General features: G+C 70.3%; 18 protein-coding genes. 9 read left to right on the forward strand and 9 right to left on the reverse strand.

The features are described from left to right. The 6 genes from trxB to ACFXKA_RS18985 form a co-directional block, all read right to left on the reverse strand. Window positions 1–984: a thioredoxin-disulfide reductase gene (gene trxB / locus ACFXKA_RS18960; RefSeq protein ID WP_379428216.1), complete on the reverse strand. Its 984-nt coding sequence runs from the start codon at window positions 982–984 to the stop codon at window positions 1–3. Between the two features lie 153 nt (window positions 985–1,137). After that, entirely contained in the window at window positions 1,138–2,073 is a 936-nt protein-coding gene (locus ACFXKA_RS18965) for a hypothetical protein (RefSeq protein WP_379428217.1), read from the reverse strand. A 101-nt stretch (window positions 2,074–2,174) separates the two neighbouring features. Then, window positions 2,175–2,741, reverse strand: coding sequence for an RNA polymerase sigma factor SigM (sigM, locus tag ACFXKA_RS18970; RefSeq protein ID WP_354849037.1), 567 nt, complete (start codon window positions 2,739–2,741; stop codon window positions 2,175–2,177). 375 nt (window positions 2,742–3,116) lie between these two features. Next, entirely contained in the window at window positions 3,117–6,953 is a 3,837-nt protein-coding gene (locus tag ACFXKA_RS18975) for a lipid II flippase MurJ (protein WP_379428279.1), read from the reverse strand. Between the two features lie 470 nt (window positions 6,954–7,423). After that, window positions 7,424–9,937 carry a DUF6049 family protein gene (locus tag ACFXKA_RS18980; RefSeq protein WP_379428218.1) on the reverse strand — a complete coding sequence of 838 codons (2,514 nt, stop codon included), beginning with the start codon at window positions 9,935–9,937 and terminating at the stop codon, window positions 7,424–7,426. Next, window positions 9,934–10,488, reverse strand: coding sequence for an NUDIX hydrolase (locus ACFXKA_RS18985; RefSeq protein ID WP_354849043.1), 555 nt, complete (start codon window positions 10,486–10,488; stop codon window positions 9,934–9,936). Before ACFXKA_RS18985 ends, ACFXKA_RS18980 begins: the two co-directional genes overlap by 4 nt. Before the next feature lie 209 nt (window positions 10,489–10,697). Between ACFXKA_RS18985 and ACFXKA_RS18990 the strand changes: the two genes are divergently transcribed. Then, complete coding sequence (locus ACFXKA_RS18990; protein WP_379428219.1) at window positions 10,698–12,164, forward strand: CCA tRNA nucleotidyltransferase; 1,467 nt, start codon at window positions 10,698–10,700, stop codon at window positions 12,162–12,164. 22 nt (window positions 12,165–12,186) lie between these two features. Here ACFXKA_RS18990 and ACFXKA_RS18995 read toward each other — a convergent pair whose 3' ends face one another. Beyond that, window positions 12,187–13,098 (reverse strand): hypothetical protein, encoded by a 912-nt coding sequence (locus tag ACFXKA_RS18995; RefSeq protein WP_379428220.1) that lies wholly within the window; start codon window positions 13,096–13,098, stop codon window positions 12,187–12,189. Between the two features lie 53 nt (window positions 13,099–13,151). Between ACFXKA_RS18995 and ACFXKA_RS19000 the strand changes: the two genes are divergently transcribed. The 5 genes from ACFXKA_RS19000 to ACFXKA_RS19020 all read left to right on the forward strand — a co-directional run bounded on the left by ACFXKA_RS19000 (window position 13,152) and on the right by ACFXKA_RS19020 (window position 18,055). Further along, the gene (locus ACFXKA_RS19000) at window positions 13,152–13,565 is read left to right on the forward strand and encodes a TOBE domain-containing protein (protein WP_354849050.1); all 414 of its coding nucleotides are present in this window, start codon (window positions 13,152–13,154) and stop codon (window positions 13,563–13,565) included. 20 nt (window positions 13,566–13,585) lie between these two features. Further along, window positions 13,586–14,329: a molybdate ABC transporter substrate-binding protein gene (gene modA / locus ACFXKA_RS19005; RefSeq protein WP_379428280.1), complete on the forward strand. Its 744-nt coding sequence runs from the start codon at window positions 13,586–13,588 to the stop codon at window positions 14,327–14,329. Next, the gene (locus ACFXKA_RS19010; RefSeq protein ID WP_379428221.1) at window positions 14,326–15,099 is read left to right on the forward strand and encodes an ABC transporter permease; all 774 of its coding nucleotides are present in this window, start codon (window positions 14,326–14,328) and stop codon (window positions 15,097–15,099) included. Before modA ends, ACFXKA_RS19010 begins: the two co-directional genes overlap by 4 nt. 10 nt (window positions 15,100–15,109) lie before the next feature. Next, entirely contained in the window at window positions 15,110–16,729 is a 1,620-nt protein-coding gene (locus ACFXKA_RS19015; protein ID WP_379428222.1) for a DUF885 domain-containing protein, read from the forward strand. 147 nt (window positions 16,730–16,876) lie between these two features. Continuing rightward, window positions 16,877–18,055 (forward strand): sulfate/molybdate ABC transporter ATP-binding protein, encoded by a 1,179-nt coding sequence (locus ACFXKA_RS19020; protein ID WP_379428281.1) that lies wholly within the window; start codon window positions 16,877–16,879, stop codon window positions 18,053–18,055. Window positions 18,056–18,072: 17 nt separating this feature from the next. Here ACFXKA_RS19020 and ACFXKA_RS19025 read toward each other — a convergent pair whose 3' ends face one another. Continuing rightward, window positions 18,073–19,032 (reverse strand): NAD-dependent epimerase/dehydratase family protein, encoded by a 960-nt coding sequence (locus ACFXKA_RS19025; protein ID WP_379428223.1) that lies wholly within the window; start codon window positions 19,030–19,032, stop codon window positions 18,073–18,075. Window positions 19,033–19,114: 82 nt separating this feature from the next. Here ACFXKA_RS19025 and ACFXKA_RS19030 point away from each other — a divergent pair, with 82 nt between their 5' ends. The 3 genes from ACFXKA_RS19030 to ACFXKA_RS19040 are packed head-to-tail and all read left to right on the forward strand — an operon-like array spanning window position 19,115 to window position 21,475. Continuing rightward, on the forward strand, window positions 19,115–19,867 hold the full coding sequence (locus tag ACFXKA_RS19030; RefSeq protein WP_379428224.1) for a LamB/YcsF family protein: 753 nt from the start codon (window positions 19,115–19,117) through the stop codon (window positions 19,865–19,867). Between the two features lie 16 nt (window positions 19,868–19,883). Beyond that, window positions 19,884–20,615: an allophanate hydrolase subunit 1 gene (locus tag ACFXKA_RS19035; RefSeq protein WP_379428225.1), complete on the forward strand. Its 732-nt coding sequence runs from the start codon at window positions 19,884–19,886 to the stop codon at window positions 20,613–20,615. Next, window positions 20,612–21,475, forward strand: a complete 864-nt coding sequence (locus ACFXKA_RS19040; RefSeq protein WP_379428226.1) for a biotin-dependent carboxyltransferase family protein — start codon at window positions 20,612–20,614, stop codon at window positions 21,473–21,475. The genes ACFXKA_RS19035 and ACFXKA_RS19040 overlap by 4 nt, the downstream gene beginning before the upstream one ends. A 39-nt stretch (window positions 21,476–21,514) precedes the next feature. On the opposite strand, the gene ACFXKA_RS19045 is transcribed toward ACFXKA_RS19040, so the two are convergent. After that, the gene (locus tag ACFXKA_RS19045; protein WP_379428227.1) at window positions 21,515–23,179 is read right to left on the reverse strand and encodes a DUF4185 domain-containing protein; all 1,665 of its coding nucleotides are present in this window, start codon (window positions 23,177–23,179) and stop codon (window positions 21,515–21,517) included. Between the last annotated feature and the right edge of the window lie 15 nt (window positions 23,180–23,194).

Genomic DNA, 23,194 nt, shown 5'->3' on the forward strand with positions numbered 1-23,194 from the left:
TTAGTTGTTCACTTCCACCGGCTGGCCGGCGTGATCGAGGGTGTTGGTGGTGATGTCACCCTGCTCGGCGAGCCAGCGCTCGGCATCGATGGCCGCGCGGCAGCCGGTACCGGCGGCGGTGATGGCCTGCCGGTAGGTGTGGTCGACCAGGTCGCCGGCGGCGAAGACGCCCGGCAGCGAGGTGTGGGTGCTCTGGCCCTGGACCAGCACGTAGCCCTCGTCGTCCAGATCGACCTGGCCGCGCACCAGTTCGCTGCGCGGGTCGTGGCCGATGGCGACGAACAGGCCGGTGGCGGCCAGCTCGGAGGTCTCGCCGGTGCGGGTGTCGCGCAGGGTCAGGCTGGTGACCGCGGTATCCCCGTGCACCGCAACGACTTCCGAGTTCAGGACGAAGCGGATCTTGTCGTTGTTCTTGGCCCGCTCCAGCATGATGCGGGAGGCGCGGAACTCCTCGCGGCGGTGGATGATGGTCACCGAGCTGGCGAACTTGGTGAGGAAGGTCGCCTCCTCCATGGCCGAGTCGCCGCCGCCGACCACCACGATGTCCTGGCCCTTGAAGAAGAAGCCGTCACAGGTGGCGCAGGCGCTGACGCCGCGGCCGAGCAGCTCCTGCTCGCCCGGGACGTTCAGGTAGCGGGCCGCGGAGCCCATGGCGAGAATCACAGCGTAGGCCTCGTGGACCTCGCCGCCGACGGTCACCTTCTTGATGGGACCGGTCAGGTCGAGGGCGTCGACGTCCTCGGTGCGGATGTCGGTGCCGAAGCGCTTGGCCTGCTCCCGCATCTCCTCCATGAGGTCGGGGCCCATGATGCCCTCGCGGAAGCCGGGGAAGTTCTCGACCTCGGTGGTGGTCATGAGCGCGCCGCCGAACTGGGTGCCCTCGAAGAGCAGCGGTTCCAGTTCCGCCCGGGCGGCGTACACCGCGGCGGTGTAGCCGGCCGGACCGGAACCGACGATGATCAGGTCGCGAACAGGCGTGCTCAAGGTGGCCCTCCGAAGCTGTTGTGCAGAATCTCGATCGCTCGAGCGTGAGCGTGTCGGTCAACAACAGCCTAAACGCTGTTGTTCCCGTGCCTCTTTGCCCTCCGCTTCGCTCCGGGCCGCGAATTACAGGCCGATCTCCAAGATCGTTGGGCGCTAGCCGATGTCGGCGCGTCCGAGCACCTGCGGATTGCCTGGGCCGCAGGCTGTTCCGAGGACGGCCGCGGTGATCTGCGGGGGCTTGGGGCCGGCCAGCAGCACCAGTACCCCGGGTGTGCCGGAGAACACGACGCTGCGGGAGCCGAGCACCTGGCGGTCCAGCCCGGCCGCCCGCAGGCACGCGGCGAGCGCGTTGCCGGCCGCCAGCGGGCCGGTGATGTCGTGGCGGCCCATGGCGGTGAGGACGGCCGTCGGCGCCAGACCCGGGTCCAGGGTGGCGTCGGCGGCCGGTTGGGCGGCCGGGGTCACGGTGCGGGTGCTGACGGCGTCCACGGCCACCACGGCGCCCGCGACCACCGCCGCGGCGGCCGCGGCGACGGTGAGCCAGCGCAGGCGGCGGGAGGGGGTCTCGAACGGGACGGGCTCGCCGGGATCCGTGTCGTCCTCGAACGCGGCCGGGGGTTCGGGGTCCTCGAACTCACGGGGATCGAGCCGGCCGGTATCGAAGACGGAGCCGTCGAGCACCGGCATGGGGGCGGTGGAGGGCGGGGCCGGATGGGTGGAGCGGGTGACAGGTGGCGGCGCGGCGGGCAGCCGGGTCACGGTGGCAGGCCGGTCGGCGGTGGCCGGGCCGGCGGCCGGGTCCTCGTCGCCGGTGGCGAGGTCTTCGATCATGCGTTCCAGACGGGCGGCCACCTCGGCGGGCATGGGGTGGGCGATGTGTTCGTCGCGGCCGAGGTCGTGCAGGCGATCGTCGACGCGGTCGAGTGAGTGCAGATAGCGCATGGCCTCGGGGTCGCGCCGGACCGCGGGCCAGAGCCGCTCGGATTCTTCCGGCGGCAGACTGCCGCCGTGCAGATCGGCGAGCAGTTCGGTGGAGAAGGGCGGCGTGGGTACCGCGGTACCCGCCATTGCTCCTCCGGTGTCCTCCATTGCCCCTCCAGGGCCTCGAGTAGGAAACGCAGACCTGTCTTTGTATCCGACGCAGCGGAACCGTTCAAGGTTCCCCCAATATCGCGGTGTCCGAGTGGAATTCAGGTGTCCATCGCAGGTCCGGTGTTCGTTTCGTGGAAGTGCGCCGCGAGCCGCCGCCGCCCGCGGGCGCACCGGCTCTTGACGGTCCCCTCCGGAATGCCCAGCAGCGCAGCGGCATCCGCGATGGAGTAGCCCTCGAGCTCGATGGCGACCAGGGCGGTGCGCTGGTCGGCGGGCAGGGTGAACAGCGCCGCGTCGACCATCAGGCTGGCCTCCAGGGCCGCGAAATCGTCTCGCGGGCAGCGTGGTTCGTCGGCCGTGTCCTCGGACAGGGGTTCGGTGCGGCGCAGCTTGTTGCGGCGGATGCGGTCCAGGCAGGCATTGACCACGATGCGGTGCAGCCAGCTGCGCACCTCGGCGTCGCCGCGGAAGGCGCCCGCGGCCTTGTGCGCGGACAGCAGGGCGTCCTGGAGCGAGTCGGCGGCGTCCTCGGGGCCGTAGGAGGCGCGTAGCGCGGTCTGCCAGAGATGGTCGCGGTGGCGGCGGAGCAGTTCGGCGAAGGCGTAGGGCGCCCCACCGGCGTGGGCGGTGAGCAGGTCGCGATCGCTGACCTGCGGTGCTTCCACGAGTTCGTGCGCTGACGACAATGCTTCCCCAGACCGGTGGCACGGCCTGTTCACGGGCCGGGCGTCACCGAGATGTGTGGCTGTCATCCGGGACCGTAGAAGTCGGCGCCCGGGAGCTCCCCTTGCCGAGAGTACGCAAGATCATATCGAAGGTAACGATTCGGTAGCAACGAAAATCGAGAAAAAGCGCAGGTAGCAGCCGCTTGGTCTGAAATTGCGCGATCTGCTTGTGATCAGCGCTCAGTGATGCTCGACGCTCAGGTTCGCGGCCCGTCTCGTTCTGGACTGACGTAGCGGGGAGCGAAGCGGAGGAGCGGAGGAGGGAAAACGAGACCTTCAGGGCGCGAACCAGCTCGGAGCGAAGCGGAGGGCAAATCAGACGCTGGCTTCGAACCGGATCTCGGCGATCGAAGACTGGAACTGACCCCCGTTGTTGGCCAGCTGGGTGATCCACACCAGCACGTAGCGGGCCGGCTGATCGGCCCGCACCGGAATCTCGGTGGTGCCTTCGCCGAGCACCGCCGACCCGATCAGCTGGGTCTGATCCAGGGTCGGCGAGGCGGTCGGCGAGGTGCGGATCTCGACCTGCGTTCCGGGCGAGGGCGATTCGATGATCACCTTGGTCAGCTTGCTGGGGCTGCCCAGGGTGGTCAGCACGCCCACGCCCTTCTTCAGGGCCGGGAACTGCTGGAAGTAGGCGTCGGTGCGCCAGGTGGTGGCCGGGTTGTTGTCCAGCACCGCCGCGATGCTGCCGACATTGTCCGGGGTGCCCTCCGGGGAGAACACCGTGGCGCCGGTGACCGGCACCGGCACCCCGCCGGTGGCCGGCGCGCTGGCCGGAGCCTGGGACGCGCCGGGGCTGGACGGCGCCGTCGCCGAGGTGGTGAGGCCGATATTGCGCTGTTCGTTGAGCGGCGCGTTGGAGGAGCCGGGCGCGAAGACGCTCAGCAGCCACCAGATGATGACGCCGACCACCAGCGCGGCCAGCACGCCCAGACCGACCAGGATCCACATCATCCGCTGCGAGCGTTCCTTCTCGGCGGCGAGCAGTTCCGGATCGGCGAGGGTCTCGTCGGGTGCGCTGGGCGGCTTCTGACCCAGGCGCAGCACCGGGATGAAGTCGGTCTTCTGGTCCACCACCGACGCCTGCTCCAGCACGTGCTGGACGGTGGCGGCGGTGCGCACGCCCTTGTTGGACTCCAGCGACCGCACCGCGACCGCGGAGATCTCGAAGGGCACCTCGGGCCGAATGGTTCTGGGCTCCACCGGCGTTCCGTCCGGGCCGAAGTCGGCCAGCGGCAGGCCGCCGACGGTGGCCGCGCTGCCGGAGATGCCACCGACCCGGATCGGCCAGTGCGCGGTCATGAGCGCGTAGAGCATGGCGCCCAGGCCGCGCACGTCGGACTGGGCGTCCGAGTCGGACAGCGTGCCGGGGAAGGCCAGCACGGCGTCGCCGGCGGCGCTGATGCGTACCCGGTCCGGATGGTCGATGGACAGCGAACCGCCACCGCGGTGCGCCATTTCGGCCGCGGCCGCCAGTGCCCGGACGGCGCGCGCGGCGCCGATCGGCGACGGCACGGTCTCGGCCATCTCCTTGAGCGAGCGGCCGGGGGTCCATTCGGCCACCACGATGCCGCCGGAGGAGCCGCGCACCACGTCCAGCACGCGGGCCAGACCGGGCGAGTTGATCCGGCCCAGGCGCAGCGTGCGCGACAGGATGGCCTGCGGCCCATCGTGTCCGGAGTTGTCGGTGGCCTGCTGATCGGCGTCGACGAAGGTGAGCGCGACCTCGCGGTCCAGTTTCACATCGAGGGCCTGCCAGAACTTGAGCCCGCGCGCGCCGCCGTGGCTGGCCAGCAGCCGGTACCGGCCGCCCGCCACCGACGCGCCGGGCGTCAGCTTGGGGCCGCGCTGGATGCGCTTGCTCGGCGATTCCACCCGCATGGGCGGCATCTGCGGCGAGATGGCCTCGTACACACCGGTTTCGGGACCGGCGTGGTCCTCCGCCTCGGGTAGGTGCTCGGGTTCCTCGTGGTCGCCGGGACCGCCGGAGCGGGCCGCGGATTCGGCTCGGCCACCGGGCTTTCCGCCGGCCGCGCCGGAGGGAGGGGTGTCCGTGGAGAGCCCGCCGCCCGCGGCCGTTGCGGATTCGGCGGCCGGGACACCGCCCGCCGCATCGTCGCTCACCCTCGTTCCTCCTTCGCCCTGGTGTGTCGAAGACCGATGTATCGGAGCCGGAGCCGCTGCGCCGGCATCCGAAGTCGTGCGGAAGCCGCCGTCCGGTGTCCGTGCACTGTCCGGCGTGCCGCGGGAGCTGTCCGCGGACATGCCGGTCTGGGCAGTTGCGCTTGCCTGCCGAACAGGGTACGGGAACTCGGTCTTTTCGGTGAGTTCAACCGCATCGGGCCGGATGACGGGCAGCACCATGGTCTGCGCGTCGAGGTACGGATCGAAGCGGTAGTAGTACGGCGCCGCCCGCAGGTCCGGTTTGGGCAGCAGCGTGGTCTCGTGGATGTCCTCGAGCGGGGTGCCGTCGAGATCGAGATCCGGTGCGGGCGGGGTGATGCCGAGCCGGCGCGACACCGCGACGGTGATGGCCACGATCTCGGGAATGCCGAGCAGGCGCATCAGGCCGAAGGCCACGCCGAACATGACGAGGGCGGTGAGGCCGACCCGCACCAGCGAGCCGATGCCGCCGAAGGACTCCGAAAGCCGGTGCAGTCCCAGCACCTTGTCCACGATGAGCAGGACCGCGCCACCCGCCAGCGAGGCCAGCACCACCCGTGTGATGGTGTGGCCGACGTTGGCCATGCGCAGATCGCCCAGGCTGCGGTGCAGCAGCCAGCCGCCGATGATGGCGCCGGTGACGAAGCCGAGCCCGCGGGCCACACCGAGGGCGATGACCACATGGTCGGCGGAGAACAGGACCGGCGCCAATGCGGACAGCGTGATCTGCACGCTGGTGATGCCGAGAATGATCCAGGTCGGTGTCCACGCCTGTTCGCGAGCGTAGAAGACCCGCAGGTGAATCAGCACCAGCGCATAGGGAATCAGATTGAACGCCGACCAGGACACCGCCTCGCCGAGTCGCGCGGCGTCAGCGCCGAAGCGGCCGTAGCCGTAGATCGCCTCGCCGATCTGGGGTCCGGCGAAGGTGAGGAAGGTGACGATCGGGATGAGCGCGATCATGGTCAGCCGGGTGGCCGCGCCCAGATCGTCCACCACCGCCGGGGTGTCGTCGGCTGCGGCGTTGCGGCTCAGCCGCGGCATGATCGCGGTCAGCAGGGTGACGCCGAGCACGCCCCACGGCAGTTGCAGTAGCAGCCAGGCGTTCTGGTAGATGGTCGGACCCGCGACGTCGGCGTGCGAGGAGACGCGCAGTGTGAAGCTGAAACCGGCCTGGCTGATCAGGACGTAGAGCACGATGGCCGCGGCCATGCCGCCGAACTGCTTGAGACGCGCATCCAATCCCCATAGGGGGCGCAGGTCGATGCCTTCCCGCCGGATCGCCGGCAGCAGCGTCGCTACCTGGACCGCCACGCCGACGGTGGTGCCGATACCGAGTAGCAGCAGCTTCGGTTCGCCCATCCGAATCGGATCGAGTGTGATCTCGCCCGGTGCCAGCGCGAACAGACCGAGCACCAGCAGGGCGACGCAGTTGTTGAGGACGGGTGCCCAGGCGCCGGGCTTGAACACCTGGTGGGTGTTCAGAATCGCCATGAGCAGCGCCGACATTCCGTACAGCAGCACCGCGGGAATCAGCATGTAGGTCAACGCGGTGGTGAGTCCGGAATTGACCTTGCTGTCGGCGGAGAGGAAGACGTGTTTCGTCAGTACCGGGGTGAGAATCAACGCGATGACCGTGCCCGTGCTCAAAACAGCAAGCGCCATGGTGAAGAGGCGGCGCACGAAGGCCGCGCCGCCGTCGGCGTCTTCACGCTCGGCACGGACCAGTGTCGGCACGACGATGGCGGTCAGCACCGCGCCGAGTAGCAGCTCCGAGATCATGTTCGGGATCGAGCTGGCGATGGTGAAGGCACTGGCGATGGCCGGTCCGAGCACAGTCAGCAGCAGCGCCTGTTTGGCGAAACCGGTGATGCGGCTGATCAGGGTTGCGAGGGCGAGCGACCCGGTATCCCGGACCAGCTTGGCGTTGGAGTTGTCGGCCTTCTCCGCCACCTGAGCGGCAGGGACGGTCGCGGTGCGCGACATCGCCTGGCGTTGCGGCCCGGTCGCAGGAGCCTGGCGCTGTGGCCCGGTCGACGGAGCCGGGCGCGGGTTCGACATCGGCGGTGTCTGATAGCGCTGTGGTCCGGGGCCGGGCGGACGGTTGCCCTCGCCGCCGGGGTGTCCCCAGTGGTAGCGCTCCTCGGCCGGGACGCGCCCGTCCGCCATGGGATCGGGTCGTCCCTGCTGGGGACGGGGGCGGTGCATGATGGGCCCGGATTCGCCGGGCAGCGGCGCCTGCCGCTGCGGACCGGACGGTTTGGCCGGATACTGCTGTCCCGGGTATCCCTGCGGATTACCGGGAACCGCTCGCTGCTGTCCGGAGGCCGGGCCCTGCGGGCCGCGCGGGCCGGGGCGGGGCGCGCCGCGTTCCCACGGCGCCGATGGCGTGCGCCGCGGCGGCGGCCCGTCGGGTCCCTCTGGTCGGCCGGATGAGCGCGGCCCGCCGTACTCGCTCACCGTGCCTCCTGTCGTTTCTTGTCCCGCTTACCCGTGCGCGCCGCACTGTCGTCCTCGCCTCGGGGTTCGGGGTCGAACCCTTCGTCGGCCGGGTCGGCCTGTCCGCGGAAGCGGTGCCAGAGCCGGCGGCCGACCAGCAGGAGCAGCAGCGCACAGGCGCACGCAGTAATTATTGCCAACACTTGACCGTAAGCGTTGGACCGCACGGATACCGATACGGCATTGCCGAGCGGCACCCCGTCGGATGTGGTAAGCGCGATGGGAATGACCAGGTTTCGGCTGTCGGATACCTCGGTGGGGATCTGGAAGGATCGGTTCCCCTTGGCGGGCAGCTGCTGTTCGCCGATATCAGTGATGTTCGTCTCGGCCGGCGCGTCGATCTTGAAGCGCACCCGGATGGCCACTGGGAGGTCGTTGCGGGCCACCAGCAGCAGCGGACTCTGCTCGGAGGCGAGGGTGTAGACGCCGCCGGGCGGCAGTACCGTCACCGAACCGTAGAGGTTGTCCATGGTTTTGGTGGTCTGGTCGAGCCGGCGCTGGGCGTTGGTGTCCGCGGCGGCGGTCCCGGCCCGCCGGTCGGACAGCGAGAGCACCCGGATCAGGTCGTCGCGCAGCGGGGTGAGGAAGGCGCGCGGGCTGAGTTCCTGCTGCGGCACGTCGACCAGCGCGCTCATCAGCTCGGTGATGCGCTGGGCCTGCTGGTGCACCGGTTCGGCGAAGTGGGCGGGTACGGCGTCGTCGGCGGCCTCGCTCGGGTAGTCGAGCTCGTAGCCCTGCGGATCCGGCTGCTGCGCAACCAGATCGGTGAACGGCCGCGGCGTGGCCAGGCCGTTCTTCACCAGCAGGTCCAGTTGTCCCAGCACGGTGGAGGCTTCGTCCCGGTTGGCGCCCCACTGCTGCGGCGGCATCAGCAGCGCCGAGCGCGGGCGGCCGGGTTCCGGGTTGAGCGCGGTCCAGGCCATGGCTCCGAGCGCGTCCTGCAGTCGGGCGGCGCGGGAGTCGTTGGTGACCTCGTAGCGGACCTTGTCGGGGGTGAAAGGCGGTGTGGGCGGATTGGATCCGATGGCGGCCAGGGCGGTCGCGGCCCAGATGTCGAAGGTGGCGGCGTGCAGAGTGGCGGGCGGCGGGGTGGCGCCGGCGGCGGGCGGCAGGGTGATGTCGGCGAGGTTCACCACGTCGGGGGTGCCGGGTTCGGGGGCGGCGCCGCCCGGTGGGGTCTTGGCGGTGGCGAAGTTGGCGCGGTTGTCGCCGGTGGTCACGGCGTTGTCGGCGAGCACGGTGGTGGTGAAGCCGTGGTGCGCGAACAGGGTGGCGCCGTCGGTGTCGACGGTGCCGGCATCCGGAACGGCCACGCCGCGTACCGATTTCACCGCGAGCAGGGAGTCGATCAGGTCGGCGGGCGCGTTGAGCGCGCGGTCGGCCAGCGTGACGTCGCCGGCGGCGGCCAGCGCGCCCGGGTCGACCTGCGCGAACGGCAGTGCCACCACGCACATTCCGGGTGCGAGGGCGCGCAGCCGTTCCAGCCACGTCTTGGCGGCGTGGCTGCCGGTGCCGGAGCGGGTCGGCCCGTCCGGATCCGAGGGGCTGGCCAGCACCCGGTAGTCCCTGGTCATGTCGGACACGGTGATGAGCAGGTCCGGGTCGACGGCCAGGCAGAGCGCGTTGACGAGGCTGCGGTCGCGCCCGCTGTCGGGTTTGACCACGCTCTCCAGGGCCGAGAGCAGCTGGTCGAGCCGTCCGCCCTGCGCGAGTGAGGCGGCCAGGTCGTCGTCGGTGAGCAGCGCCTGCCCGTCGGGGGTGCCGGGCTGTCCGGCGACCAGGCGGGGCCGGTCGGCCAGCGGCCACAGCATGGTGGTGGCCACCGGCGGGGCGTCGAGCGCGGGCGGAGCGGCCGGTGCGAGCGCGCGTTTGGGGTCGGTGCCGGGGACGCCGAGGACGGGCAGCAGGAAGCGGGCGTCGTCGAGGCGGGCCTGCCCGCCGTACGCGGGCTGGCCGTTCACATTGAGCAGCAGCGGATAGACGCCGGGGGCGGTGATGTCGAGTGACGAGATGTCGCTGGGCAGATCGGTTCCCGCGCGCAGGGCGACGGTGAGGCTGAACTGTTTGCGCTGTCCCGGGGTCAATTGGTCCGAGACGTCCTGGAATTCGCCGTTGATGTCGTAGTTGACCTGGTCCAGGCGCAGGGTGGAGCGCAGTCCGCTGGGGCTGGTGACGGCCGCGCCGCGCTGGATGCGGATGCTGACGTCGTCCACCGGCCGGTCACCGATATTGGTGACGGTGCCCGACACCACGAAGTAGGGGTCGCTGGCGGCGGTGATGGTGGTGGGCGTCACCGAATCCAGGGACAGCTTCAGGAATTTCGGTCCGCTCGGCTGTCCGCTGCCGCTGCCGGTGGGTTCGGCGGCGGCAATGGGTGTGCCGATTCCGGGTCCGATTCCCAGCGTCGTGAGCACCGCCAGCATTACCGCGACGAGTGAAAGCAGCGTGCGCTGCGATCCCGCACGCGTCATTGTCTGCCGTTCTCCATCCGGTCGATCAGCCGGTTGGCGACCTCGGCCAGCCTGCGTTCGTCAGCGTAGGCGAGCCGGGAGTCTAGTTCGCTCAAGGGAACCCAGGCCACCTTGGTGACCTCGACGTCGGCATCGGAGAGCTCACCACCGAGTGAGCGCATCAGATAGTGGTGCACGGTCTTGTGTACCCGCCGGCCCTCGGTGACGAACCAGTAATCGATGCTGCCGAGTTCGGCGACCACGGTGCCGTGGATGCCGGTCTCCTCCTGCACCTCGCGAATGGCCGTCTGCTCGGCGGTCTCGCCCTCTTCGATGTGGCCCTTGGGTAGCGACCAGAGCAGCCGGCCGCGCCGGTCGGTGCGTCCGATGAGGGCGGCGCAGCGTTTATCGCTGGGCCCGTCGAGGCCGTCGACCACCAGTCCGCCCGCGGAGGTTTCGCGGACCGTGCGCATGCGAGGCTTGGCCGCGCCGGTGGATTTCGCCGCAGTACCGGCCGAACCACGCCGCCGGGGCTGGCGGCGTCGACTGTTCGCGCGATCGGCCGGGGACACTGCGTCAGTCTATAGGTGAAGGCGGCCGCACCCGCCCCTGCGCGGTAGCTCCTATATATACAGAGCTCTCATAGCAGGTAGATACCGTTCGCCGGGCGGCACGCCGGGCCCTGTCCGTGGGGTTGGCGGCGGAGCCCCGAGGTCTGGTTCCGGGGGGTTCGGGGGCGGAGCCCCGGAGAGCTACCGGGAGTTGGGTAGGCTTCCTTTTCGTGGTTTCGCCGAAGTCCGAGGAAGCAGCCGTGGAGGATCGTCGTACTCGCCTGCTGGCGGCGGCCGCGATAACGCTGGGACGGCTCTCGGATGTGCTGACTCCGCTGGGTGAACTGTTCGCCGCGCACGGTCATCAGCTGTATCTGGTCGGCGGTAGCGTGCGCGACGCGGTGCTCGGCCGGTTGGGCACCGATCTGGACTTCACCACCGATGCCCGCCCCGAGGTGGTGCAGGAGCTGATGCGCGGCTGGGCCGATCACCTGTGGGACACCGGTGGTCTGGCCTTCGGCACGGTGAGCGCGGCCAGGTCCGGGCAGCAGCTGGAGATCACCACCTTCCGCAGCGACACCTACGACCGGGTCTCGCGCAATCCGGAGGTCACCTTCGGCGACACCCTCGAGGGTGATCTGGTGCGCCGCGATTTCACGGTGAACGCGATGGCGGTGCGCATCGGCGCGCTGGGCGAGCTGGAGTTCGTGGATCCGCTGAACGGCGTCGAGGCGCTGCTGGCCGGGGTGCTGGATACGCCTGCGCTGCCGCATGATTCGTTCCACGACGACCCGCTGCGCATGCTGCGCGCCGCGCGCTTCGTCGCGCAGCTGGGTTTCCGGCTGGCGCCGCGGGTGCGGGCGGCGATCGTCGAGATGGCTCCGGAGATCGATCGCATCACGGCCGAGCGGGTGCGGGCGGAGCTGGACAAGCTGATCGGCGGCGAATACCCGACCGAGGGCATCGATGTCATGGTCGAGACCGGGCTGGCCGAGCGGGTGCTGCCGGAGGTCCCGGCCATGCAGCTGGAGATCGACGAGCACCATCAGCACAAGGACGTCTACCAGCATTCGCTGACCGTGCTGCGTCAGGCCATCGATCAGGAGCAGGGCGATCCGGATCTGGTGCTGCGCTGGGCCGCCCTGCTGCACGACATCGGCAAGCCGCCGACCAAGCGCAATGAGCCCGGCGGCGGGGTCAGCTTCCACCATCACGAGGTGGTGGGCGCGAAGATGGTGCGAAAGCGCATGCGCGCCTTGAAGTATCCGAAGCAGTTCACCGAGGACGTGGCGCGGCTGGTGTACCTGCACCTGCGTTTCCACGGCTACGGCAAGGGCCAGTGGACCGATTCGGCGGTGCGCCGCTACGTGACCGACGGCGGTGAGTTGCTCCCCCGTCTGCACAAGCTGGTCCGCGCCGACTGCACCACCCGCAACAAGCGCCGCGCCGCCGCCCTGCGTTCGACCTACGACGATCTGGAGACCCGGATCGAACGCCTGCGGGAGCAGGAGGATCTGGAGCGGGTGCGTCCGGATCTGGACGGCAATTCGATCATGGAGCTGCTGGACCTGAAGCCGGGCCCGGATGTCGGCAAGGCGTGGCGTTTCCTGAAGGAACTGCGCCTGGACCGTGGTCCGATGACACGTGAAGAGGCCGAGGCGGCCCTGCTCGAATGGTGGCCGACCCAGCAGGTTTGAAGCCCTGGGAGCTTGGGCTTCCCTAGAAGACGATCAGCGTCGTCCCCGCGACGATGGCCGAGCGGATCTGCGCGAGATCGAACGAGCCGCTGATCGCGGGCAGGTCGGCGCTGAAGAACACGTGTTCCCCGGCGTGTTCGGCCCGGCTGATGCGCGCCTCGCCCAGCCCCGACAGCGGAATCGGGTTCAGCGTCGTGAATCGCCTGGGCGCGCGTACCTTTCGCCAGTGGGCCCGGTGCACGGTGATGGACAGGACGTTGTCGGTGATCTCGGCCGCGGCCAGCGCCCGGATACTGCGGCGCCGGTGGCGGGCCAGGATGAGCCCGTCGCCGGCGGGCTGCAGTTCCCAGTCGGGCTGCCAGGTGTTGATCCACTCCAGCAGTGCCGCAAGGGTTATCACGCCGGTGAGGTCGAGCTGTGAGGTCCGCAGCTTGGTGGGGACGCCGGGTATCAGCCGCACGCCGTGGGCGATGACGGTGAGTTCCTCGATGGGGTGGGTGTTCCAGATCAGCCCGGTGAGCACGGTTTTGGTCTGGAAGTGCGCCCCGCGCCGGCGCACCTTGAGCGTGTGGAGGGTGGCTCGCAGGTCGTGTCCGAGCAGGGTGGCGCGGACCTCCTGCCCGCCGAACTGGCTCAGGATGCCCTCCGACAGCAGCGTCATGAGGACGTCGGGCATGAGCGCGGTGACTGTCCCGGCTCCGAAGTCGGCGGCTGGTTCGAGCCAGGCGGTGGTGAAACTGGTCCACTGGTCCAGCCAGCTCTGATCGAACAAGCGTCTTCCGAGGTCCATACCCAGGTCTACCGCGCGCAGGGGTGACCAGGCCTTCGGATCGAAATACGTGGCCATGATTGCTTCGAGCGTACTGGCCGCCGGTGCGACCGCCAGCGGCGCGAAAGTGAACTGGAACACCTTGCCGGCCGTTGTGGTCCGCATCTACGGTTCGATTCGGTTGGTATTTCCGTATTTGCGGATCTATTCTGCTTGTCATGCCCGAAATTCGGATTCGTGACGCCGCCCAGCTGCTGGGCGTCAGCGACGACACCGTGCGCCGCTGGATCGATGGTGGCGTGCTGTCCGCGCGCAAGGACGAATCCGGTCGCCTGGTGGTGGATGGCAGCGAGCTCGCGGAATTGGCCGTCGAGCAGGCTCGCACTCCACAGACCCGGATGGCTAGTGCCAGTTCGGCGCGCAATCGTTTTCCCGGATTGGTCACCAGGGTGGTGGCCGATACCGTGATGGCACAGGTGGAGATGCAATGCGGACCGTTCACAGTCGTGTCGTTGATGAGCAGCGAGTCGGTGCGCGAGCTGGGGCTGCAACCCGGCAGCGTGGCGTGGGCGAGCGTGAAGGCCACCACGGTGGTGGTCGAGACCGCCACGGAAACCGGTGGCGCGGCCTAGGTTCCAGGTCCGGCGCCGCGCTGGCCGCGACCGCGGTGCTGGGCGCGGGTCTGCTGTCGGGCTGCGGTTCCTCCTCGGACAGCAGTGACACCACGACGATCACGGTCTTCGCGGCCGCCTCGCTCAAGCAGGTGTTCACCCAGCTGGGCACCCAGTACGAGAGCGCGCACCACGGCACGAAGGTGACCTTCTCCTTCGCCGGTTCCTCGGATCTGGTGGCGCAGTTGAATCAGGGCGCGCCCGCCGACGTCTTCGCCTCCGCCGATCAGGCGAACATGGACAAGGCGGTGAAGGGCGGCCGGATCACCGACAAGCCTCAGACTTTCGCCACCAATGTGCTCACCATCGTGACGCCGCCGGGTAATCCGGCGCACATCGGTTCGCTGGCGGATCTGTCCAAGTCCGGGCTGCGCCTGGTGGTGTGCGCGCCGCAGGTGCCGTGCGGTTCGGCCACCAAGAAGGTGACCTCAGGTGCGGGCGTGTCGATTTCGCCGGTCAGCGAGGAGTCCTCGGTGACCGACGTGCTGGCCAAGGTGACCTCGGGGCAGGCCGATGCGGGCCTGGTCTATGTCACCGACGCGGCGGGCGCGGGTAACAAGGTGACGACGGTGAACTTCCCGGAGTCCGCGACCGCCGTGAACACCTATCCGATTGCCACCGTGGCGGATTCGAAGAACGCCGCGGCCGCCAAGGACTTCGTCACGCTGGTCACCGGGCCCGACGGGCAGCAGGCGCTGCAGCAGGCCGGTTTCGGACGGCCGTGATCAAGCCCCCGGTCTGGCTGCTGCTGCCGGCGGCCATCGGCTTCGTGCTGGTGGCCGGTCCGCTGGTGGCGCTGACCGGGGCGGTGGACTGGTCGCATTTCCTGGATCTGATCACTTCGGAGTCCTCGCGGGTGGCGCTGCTGCTGAGCCTGCGCACCTCCGTGGCGGCCGCGCTGCTGTGCGTACTGCTGGGTGTGCCGATGGCCGCGGTGCTGGCCCGCTCGCGCTGGCGGGCGCTGCCGGTGCTGCGCGCACTGGTGTTGCTGCCCTTGGTACTACCGCCGGTGGTGGGTGGTCTGGCGCTGCTGTACCTGTTCGGGCGGAACGGGCTGGTGGGCCACCGGCTGGAGTCGCTCGGCATCCGCATCGCCTTCAGCACGACCGCGGTGGTGCTGGCGCAGACCTTCGTGGCGCTGCCGTTCCTGGTGATCACGCTGGAGGGCGCGATGCGCACCGCGGGCGACCGGTACGAACGGATCGCCGCCACCCTGGGTGCGCGGCCGTCGCTGGTGTGGTGGCGGGTGACCGTGCCGCTGCTGCGCCCCGCGCTGGTGTCGGGCACGATCCTGGCCTTCGCCCGCGCCCTGGGCGAGTTCGGCGCGACGCTCACCTTCGCGGGCAGCCTGCAGGGGAAGACCCGCACGCTGCCGCTGGAGATCTATCTCCAGCGCGAGTCCGATCCGGATGCCGCCGTGGCGCTTTCGCTGCTGCTGGTGCTGGTCGCGGCGGGGATCGTGCTGGTGGCCTACCGGCGGCCGGAGGCGCGCTAGCGTGGCTGCCATGTCGCCGATATTCGTCTCCCGCGCCGAGCGCATCGTCGAAGCGCTGCTGACCGCCGGTCCGCAGCTGGCCGCCTCGGTGGGCGATCACCGTGCCGATCATCGGCTCCCCGACTGGTCGGCGGAGGCGGTGCGCGGGCACGCCGAGCTGCTGCGCGAGGCCTCGCACACCCTGGCCGAGGTCGACCCGGACGACCTGGCCCCCGCGGACGGCGTCGATCTCGCGCTCCTGCAGCAGCGGGTCGACGGCCTGCTGTTCGAGCTCACCGAGATCCGCGAGCACGAGTGGAATCCGCTGGTGCACAATCCCGGACCGCTGCTCCACCACCTGCTGGCACGCCCGTTCGCGCCCGCCGAGGTGCGGCTGGCGGCGCTGCGCGACCGGCTGGCGGCGGTGCCCGACGCGCTGGCCACCGCCCGCGCGCTGCTCGGCGAGATGCCGCGCGTGCACGTCGAGACCGCCATCGGGCAGTTCGGCGGCGTGACCGCGCTGGTGCGTGACCAGGTGCCCGCGCTGGCCGCCGAGGTGCCCGGCTTCGAGATCGAACCCGCTGCCACCGCGGCGATGTCGGCGCTGACCGACTTCACCGCGTGGCTCACCGGCCAGGTCGAGGGCGCGGACCGCGATCCGCGTCTGGGCCGCAGGCTGTGGGAGGCGAAGCTCTGGCACACCCTGGACACCGAGCTGGGCGCGCGGGAGATCCTGGACCGCGCGCACCGGCACCTGGATCGGCTGACCGGCGAGATCCGCTCCGCGGCAGGCGAACTGCTCGGTGTCGCGAATCCGGATGCGGAGACCGTCCGCCGGGCGCTGGCGCAATTGTCGGCGGACCGACCGGCCGATGGCACGGTGGTCGCGGTGGCGGCCGCGGCGCTGGCGGAGGCCACCGCCTTCGTCCGCGACCACGACCTGGCCACCCTGGTCGAGGATCCGCTGGTCATCCAGAAGATGCCGGAGTTCGCGCGCGGGGTGGCGGTGGCGTACTGCGATCCGGTCGGCCCGCTCGAAACCGCCGAGCTGCCGACCTTTTTCGCCATCGCGCCGACCCCGGCGGACTGGTCGCCCGAGCGGGTGACCTCGTTCTATCGCGAATACAACAACCACATGATGCGCAATCTGACCGTGCACGAGGCCATGCCCGGCCACTACCTGCAACTCGCCCGGTCGCGCCGCTTCCGCGGCTCCACCCCCGTGCGCGCGCTGTGCTGGAGCGGCACCTTCATCGAGGGCTGGGCGGTCTACACCGAGAAGCTCATGGCCGACACCGGTTTCGGCGGCCTGCCGGTGCGGTTGCAGCAGCTGAAGTCCCACCTGCGCATGACCATCAACGCCATCCTCGACCAGTCGGTGCACTGCGACGGCATGACCGAAGCCGAGGCCCTGCGGCTGATGCGGGACCGCGGCCTCCAGGAGGAGGGCGAGGCCGCCGGCAAGTGGCGCCGCACCCTGCTCAGCTCCACCCAGCTCTCGACCTATTTCGTCGGTTATACCGAGGTCGCCGCGATTGCCGCCGCCCGCCCGGCCACCACTCCCCCGCGCGACTGGCACGACGCCATGCTCGCCCACGGCTCCCCCGCCCCGCGCCATCTGCGCACCCTGCTCGGTCTCGACGGGAGCTGATTCGATGACCCGCTCGGCGATCGTCGTGGTCCGGGCTCGCGCGGTGGTGCCCCGAACCTGCTGCGGGGCGGGCTGTTACACGCAATTCCCGGTTGGCCGGAGCCAGATGTGGCCAGTGGGCTACGCATGCTGCCCGGGGCGGATCGGATGAGCGGGCTGGCGGTGTCGGCACGCCTGGCCGACCGGGATTTCCAGGTGCGGCTGGAGATTCCGGCCGGGGAGGTACTGGCCGTGCTCGGCCCCAACGGTGCCGGCAAATCCACCCTGCTCGATGTGGTTGCCGGACTGGTAATTCCGGACGAGGGGCAGGTCCGGCTGGGCGAGCGGGTGCTGACGGATGTCGCGAAAGGCATTGCGGTGGCGCCGCATCGGCGGGCCGTCTCGTTGCTGGCGCAGGATGCCCTGCTCTTCCCGCATCTGTCGGTGGCCGCGAATGTGGCCTTCGGGCCGCGCAGCCGGGGTGTGCGCGCCCGGGCCGCCACCGCTCTCGCGCGGGAATGGCTGCGGGCCGTCGATGCCGAGGAATTCGCGGACCGATCGCCCGGGTCGTTGTCCGGCGGTCAGGCGCAGCGCGTGGCCCTGGCCCGCGCGCTGGCCGTGCACCCGCGGGTTTTGCTGCTGGACGAGCCGATGGCCGCGCTGGATGTGACCGCGGCGCCCGCCATGCGGACGCTGTTGCGGAGGGTTCTGCGGGAACCCGCGTCCGGCAGTGCGGACGACGGAAATGGCGAATTGATCGCCACCGCACGGGATATCGCCGCGCATCCCGTGAGGCTGCCGGATGCCCGGCCCAGCGCCACGATTCTGGTGACACACGACATCATCGACGCGGTGACCCTGGCCGATCGGGTCGCGGTCCTCGAGGCCGGGCGGGTGATCGAGTCCGGTTCGGTGGCTGCGGTATTGGCGCGCCCTCGCAGCCGGTTCGCTGCCCGGATCGCCGGAGTCAACCTGATCACGGGCGCGGCCGTGAGCGGCGGCAGCGCCGGGCTGGGTGCGGTCACGGACGGGACGGTCGAGGTCTTCGGCAGGTCCGAGGGCGAGTGGACAGCCGCCGGGCGGGCGGCGGCGGTGTTCTCGCCGGTGGCCGTGGCGGTGCATCTGGAGCATCCGGAGGGCAGTCCCCGCAATGTGTTCCGGGTGCGGGTGGCGGAGCTGGAGGATCGCGGCGGTCTGGTGCGGGTGCGCGGGGTGGACGGTCCGGGGGCGGCCGCGGGCCTGGCGGCGGATCTGACTCCCGCAGCGGTGGCCCAGCTCGGTGTGGTCCCCGGGATGGAGGTGTACTTCGCGGTGAAGGCGACCGAAGTAGAGGTCTACCCGTATTGACCTGTCGCCGGTGGAATTCAGGCGGCCGCCAGGGCGCGCAGACCCGCGGCGCAGTTCGAATACCGTGGCTTCCAGCCGAGTTCGGCCTGGGCCTTGGCATTCGAGACCCGCATGCTGGCCCGCGTCATCTCGTACAGGTACGCCATGGGCCGCAGCAGTGCGCCGGGCACGGTGAACGGCATGGGCGTGCCGAAGGTTTCGGCCACCAGCCGCACGTGCGCTCCGAAGCCGAGCGGGCCGTCGTCGACGATGTTGTAGGCCGAGCCGGGGGTCCCGTCCTCGACGGCGGACGCCATGGCCGCGCCCGCGTCGGCGAGGTTGATCCAGGGCAGCACCCGCCCGTGGTCGTTCACCGCGGGCAGCTGCCGCTTGCGCAGCATCTCCACGATCGATTCGGTGCCGCCCTGCCCGTAGAAGAGGCCGTAGCGCAGTGAAATCCCCTCGATGCCAGGGGTGTTCAGCATGAGCTCCTCCTTCACGCGCATGCCCTCCAGATGCCGGACGTCCGATCCCTTTCCGCCCCGGCCGAATTCGTCGGTCTCGGTGAGGACGTGGTCGCCGAAGTCGCGGTAGCCGTAGCCGAAGACCATCGATTCGGCGATCATGCGCCGTGCCCCGACCAGCTGTGCGGCCGCCACCAGGTTGGCGGTGCCGGTGACGCGCAGGTCGTCGGTGGCGTACATGTCCCGGTGCCGCATGGGCGCCTTGCGCAGCGCGGTGGCCGCGTGCACGACCGTGTCGACGGTCAACCCCTCGACCGCGCGCAGCAGCTGGTCGCGGTCCATCAGGTCGGCGACCACGTCGTTGCCGGCGCCCCGTCCGAGGGACAGGACCGTGTAGCCGTGCTCCTGCAGGGCGCGGGTGATGTGCCCGCCGAGGACGCCGCTCGCACCGGCCAGGAGGATGTTCTTGGTGTCGTTCATGTCCATGGGACAAGGAATGCCCGCCGGAAGTGACAGCACATATCTGTGATCCATGACACAGTTTCTGGCGTGACATTCTTGTCGCGGATGCGGGCGCGCCCACAATCGGATCACGACGAAGAGCTGGAGGACGCATATGACGCTGGATCTGAACAGCGACCTCGGCGAGGGTTTCGGCGACTACACCATGGGTGACGACGCCGCCATGCTGGACGTGGTCACCAGCGCCAATATCGCGTGCGGATTCCACGCCGGGGATCCGGCCATCATGCGCCGCACCTGCGCGCTGGCCGTCGAGAAGGGCGTCCGCATCGGCGCGCACGTCGGCCATCGTGATCTGCCCGGGTTCGGTCGCCGCGCCATCGCGATCGCCCCGGCCGCGCTGCGTGACGAGACGCTGTATCAGATCGGCAGCCTCGATGCCTTCGCCCGCGCTGCCGGAGACCGGGTGCGCTACGTGAAACCCCATGGCGCGCTGTATCACCAGGCCGCCGCAGACCGTGCGCTCGCCGACGCCATCGTCGCGGCCCTGCGGGAGTTCGATGCGCGGCTGGCCCTGCTGGGCCCGGCCGGCACCGAGCTCGAGCGGGCGGCGCTGGCCGCCGGAACCCCGTTCGTCGGTGAGGGTTTCGCCGATCGCGCCTATACGCCGGAGGGTCTGCTCGCGCCGCGCGGACTGCCGGGCGCGGTGCTCGGTGCGGATGCGGCAGTGACGCAGGCGCTGTCGATCGCGCGGGACGGCAAGGCGACCAGCGTGGATGGCGGCACGGTGGCGGTGACGGCGGCCAGCATCTGCGTGCACGGCGATACGCCGGCCGCGGTCGAGATGGCCCGCCGGATTCGCGCCGCGCTCGACGAATCCGGTACGCCTGTCCGGGCTTTCGCGTGATCCGGGGTGGATGACCATGACCGGTCCCGGGGAATTCGACGACGTCGGCGAGGTGCGGGCGGCGGGTGACCGTGCGCTGCTGGTGATTCCACCGGTGCGTGCCATGGTGGCCGATCTGGTGTCCGCGCTGCAGCCGCGTCCGACGGGGGTGGTCGATGTCCTGCCCGCCGCGGAGACCGTACTGGTGACGCTGGATTCGCCGCGGTCGGCGATCTCGGTGCGAAAGCAGTTGCGGGTCCTGCTGGTCCGGCTCGACGCGGCGGCCCGGGTCACCGCCGGTGACCGTGGCGGGCCCGGTCGGCGGCGGGACCGGATCGGTCATCCGTTCGACGAGGTGGCCGGCAACGGCGCGCCTGTCGAACCCGTCGTGATTCCGGTTCGCTACGACGGCGAGGACCTGCCCGAGGTCGCGCGCCTGCTCGGCCTGAGCGCGGCCGAGGTCGTCGCCCAGCACACCGGCACCGTATGGCGTTGTGCCTTCGTGGGTTTCGCGCCCGGCTTCGGCTATCTCGAATCGCCGGACGGCCGCTTGACCGTGCCGCGGCGCGCGCGAGCCCGCACCGCCATCCCCGCGGGTGCCGTGGCGCTGGCGGGCGGCTATTCGGCCGTCTACCCCCGCCGCAGTCCGGGCGGCTGGCAGCTGATCGGAACCACCGATCTCTCGATGTGGGATGTGGATCGGGAACCGCCCGCCCTGGTGCGCGCCGGTGCCCGGGTCCGATTCGTGGATGTGGGGTCAGGCTCATGAGCGGATTACGTGTCGTCGGGGTCGGCCCCCTGGCCACCATTCAGGACCTGGGGCGCCCGGGCTGGTTCGACTCCGGGGTGGGTACCGCGGGCGCGGCGGACCGCGCTTCGCTGCGGCTGGCCAATCGCCTGGTCGGGAATCCGGAGGGTGCGGCCGGCATCGAGGTGCTGCTGGGCGGTCTGGAACTGCTCGCCGATCAGCACGTCACGGTGGCGGTGACCGGCGCCCCGGCCCCGATCACCGTCGACGACCGCCCCATGGGCGCGGCCAGCGTGCTGGAAATCGAGGAGGGACAACGGCTGCGGCTCGGTATCGCCGACACGGGTCTGCGCACCTATGTGGCGGTGCGCGGCGGCATAGAGGTCGCGCCGGTGCTGGGCTCCCGCAGCCGCGACACCCTCTCCGGCATCGGCCCCGACCCGCTGCATCCGGGCGATCTGCTCCCGGTGGGGAAGCCGCCGCGGACGCTGCCCATCGTGGATGTCGCGCCGGTGCCGGCGCTGGGCAACGAGCTGCTCACGGTGCGTGCGGTGCCCGGTCCGCGGGCCGACTGGTTCACCGACGCCACCGCCCTCTTCGCGGGCGAGTGGACGATCTCCCCGGACACCGATCGGATCGGCGCGCGCCTGGACCGGCGCAGCGGTCCCGCCCTGCGGCGCAGCGTACCGAGTGAATTACCCACGGAGGGCATGGCTTTGGGCTCGGTGCAGGTGCCGCCCAGCGGTCAGCCCGTCGTCTTCCTGGCGGATCATCCGATCACCGGCGGCTATCCGGTGATCGCGGTGGTGGTGGACGCCGATGTGGACTGCGTGGCGCAGGCTCGCCCGGGTCAGGCCCTGCGCTTCCGGAAGGTCGACTGACGCGGATTCCGTTGCGCTGCAGGGGGATCGCCGGAGTCGCTACTTCAGCGTCGCGTGCATGAGGTACACGTTGTAGCTGTTCCACGCCGACATGGTGAAGTACAGGTCCTTCCCGCTCGACCACGGATGGATGTACCCGCCGTAGGTCGTCGGATAGTCGTCGGTGTCGACCAGGGTCACCGGATCGGTCCAGGTGCCCTGCGGTTCGGCGGCGGTGCGGAGCACGATGGCGTGGTGGTCCAGATCCAGGTAGATCATCTGCCACTGCCCGGTCGACGCGTCGTAGCGCACCGACAGCTCACCGGCGGTCCCGGACAGGATCGGCGTGGCCAGATGTTCGTCGGGCCCCAGGGCAGGCACCCAGGTATCGGCGATCCAGTACTGGTAGGCCGACTTGTTGAGCACCTGGTCGGTGGGCACCCGGGCCAGCCCGATGGTGCCGAACCGCCCATTGGGGGTGCCGAACATGTACACGTACCCGTCGTGCGGCGCCATGCCCATGACCTGGAACCGCCCCAGCCCGAAGACGTTGTCCCAGCGCGCCCAATCGGATTTGGTCCAGGTCGCGCCGTTGTCGTCGGACCAGGCCAGCCCGCCCAGATTGGTCCACCACATGCCCGGCTTGTGGCGACTCCACCGGGCCACCGACATGTACGTCAGGTACTGCCGCCCGTTCAGCGCGAAACCGGAGGTCGGGATGGTGGTGATCTCGAAGTTGTCGACCTTGCGGCTGCTCAGGATCTCGGCGGCGTGACAGCGGCTGTCCTGGGCGAAGGTGTCCAGCCGCAGGCCCTGGGAGAGATCGCGATTGCTGCTGAACGCGAGGGAGTTGCTGCGCCAGTCCTGGTCCCCGGTGCCCGCGCCGATCGGCCCCCAGCCCTTGCCGAAGGTGTCACCGAAGGCGACGGCGATCTGCCCGGGCTCGGACTCCCACATGATGCCCAGGTCGGTGCCGTCCACCGACCAGCGCATATCGGTGCGATTGGTGGAGCCGTGCCCGGTCACCTGGTTCGCCAGCGCCAGCGAGTCGAGCTCGGCCGGGGCCACGGGTGCGGCGACCGGCGCGGGAACCAGGGGCTGCACGGCGGGCGCGGGCCGGGGCTGCGGTGGCTCGGGATCGCCGCCGGGCACCGGGATCGGGACGGTCTCCGGAATCTGGTCTATCTGGATGTGCGGCAGCTGAATCCCGCCGGAGCCGTTGCCGGCCTGCGGTGCGGGGGTGGGCTCGGGCGCCACGTCCGGGGCAGGCTGGTCATCGCCGGTGCCGGGATCTCCGGAGGTGCCGGCCGGGTCGCCCGGCGGGTCGGCCGGATCACTCTCGGGCGCAAGGTTTTCCGGCTTGGGACTCTGGTCGTTGCGCAGGTCCGGGCACGGATTGACGCACGGGTCCGCGGGCAGTGGCGCGGGATCGATGCGGGTGTTGTCCTGCCGTGGACCGGGAACGGGGACCGGCGTGAACTGCGGGACCGGGACCTGAATGTGGATGGTGTTGTCGGGCGGCTGCGGTTGCGGCAGTGGCACATCCGGGTCGGGTTCGCGGGCCAGCGGATCGAATCCCGTTTCGCCGCAGGCGTTCAACGGCGGCGGGGCCCACGGGGCCAAGGGTCCGGCGGTGGCGGGTGTGGCGGGCAGCAGCATGACCGCGGCCATCGCCAGGCTCGAGAGCGCCAGGGCCGCAGGTGCTTCGGAGCGCCGCGCAGTCATCCGTGGTGCGTCTCC

The sequence above is a fragment of the Nocardia sp. NPDC059228 genome (assembly GCF_042754245.1).
Classification (GTDB): domain Bacteria; phylum Actinomycetota; class Actinomycetes; order Mycobacteriales; family Mycobacteriaceae; genus Nocardia.

Excerpts from the sequence above, each read along its gene's own strand:
- ACFXKA_RS19045 (WP_379428227.1), bottom strand. The coding sequence starts at position 23,179 with ATGACTGCGCGGCGCTCCGAAGCACCTGCGGCCCTGGCGCTCTCGAGC.
- ACFXKA_RS19040 (WP_379428226.1), top strand. The coding sequence starts at position 20,612 with ATGAGCGGATTACGTGTCGTCGGGGTCGGCCCCCTGGCCACCATTCAG.
- ACFXKA_RS18980 (WP_379428218.1), bottom strand. The coding sequence starts at position 9,937 with ATGACGCGTGCGGGATCGCAGCGCACGCTGCTTTCACTCGTCGCGGTA.
- ACFXKA_RS18975 (WP_379428279.1), bottom strand. The coding sequence starts at position 6,953 with ATGTCGCGCACCGCGACCGTCCCTGCCGCTCAGGTGGCGGAGAAGGCC.
- ACFXKA_RS18995 (WP_379428220.1), bottom strand. The coding sequence starts at position 13,098 with ATGCGGACCACAACGGCCGGCAAGGTGTTCCAGTTCACTTTCGCGCCG.
- ACFXKA_RS19020 (WP_379428281.1), top strand. The coding sequence starts at position 16,877 with ATGAGCGGGCTGGCGGTGTCGGCACGCCTGGCCGACCGGGATTTCCAG.
- ACFXKA_RS19025 (WP_379428223.1), bottom strand. The coding sequence starts at position 19,032 with ATGGATCACAGATATGTGCTGTCACTTCCGGCGGGCATTCCTTGTCCC.
- ACFXKA_RS18965 (WP_379428217.1), bottom strand. The coding sequence starts at position 2,073 with ATGGAGGACACCGGAGGAGCAATGGCGGGTACCGCGGTACCCACGCCG.
- ACFXKA_RS19035 (WP_379428225.1), top strand. The coding sequence starts at position 19,884 with ATGACCGGTCCCGGGGAATTCGACGACGTCGGCGAGGTGCGGGCGGCG.
- ACFXKA_RS19030 (WP_379428224.1), top strand. The coding sequence starts at position 19,115 with ATGACGCTGGATCTGAACAGCGACCTCGGCGAGGGTTTCGGCGACTAC.
- ACFXKA_RS19015 (WP_379428222.1), top strand. The coding sequence starts at position 15,110 with ATGTCGCCGATATTCGTCTCCCGCGCCGAGCGCATCGTCGAAGCGCTG.
- ACFXKA_RS19000 (WP_354849050.1), top strand. The coding sequence starts at position 13,152 with ATGCCCGAAATTCGGATTCGTGACGCCGCCCAGCTGCTGGGCGTCAGC.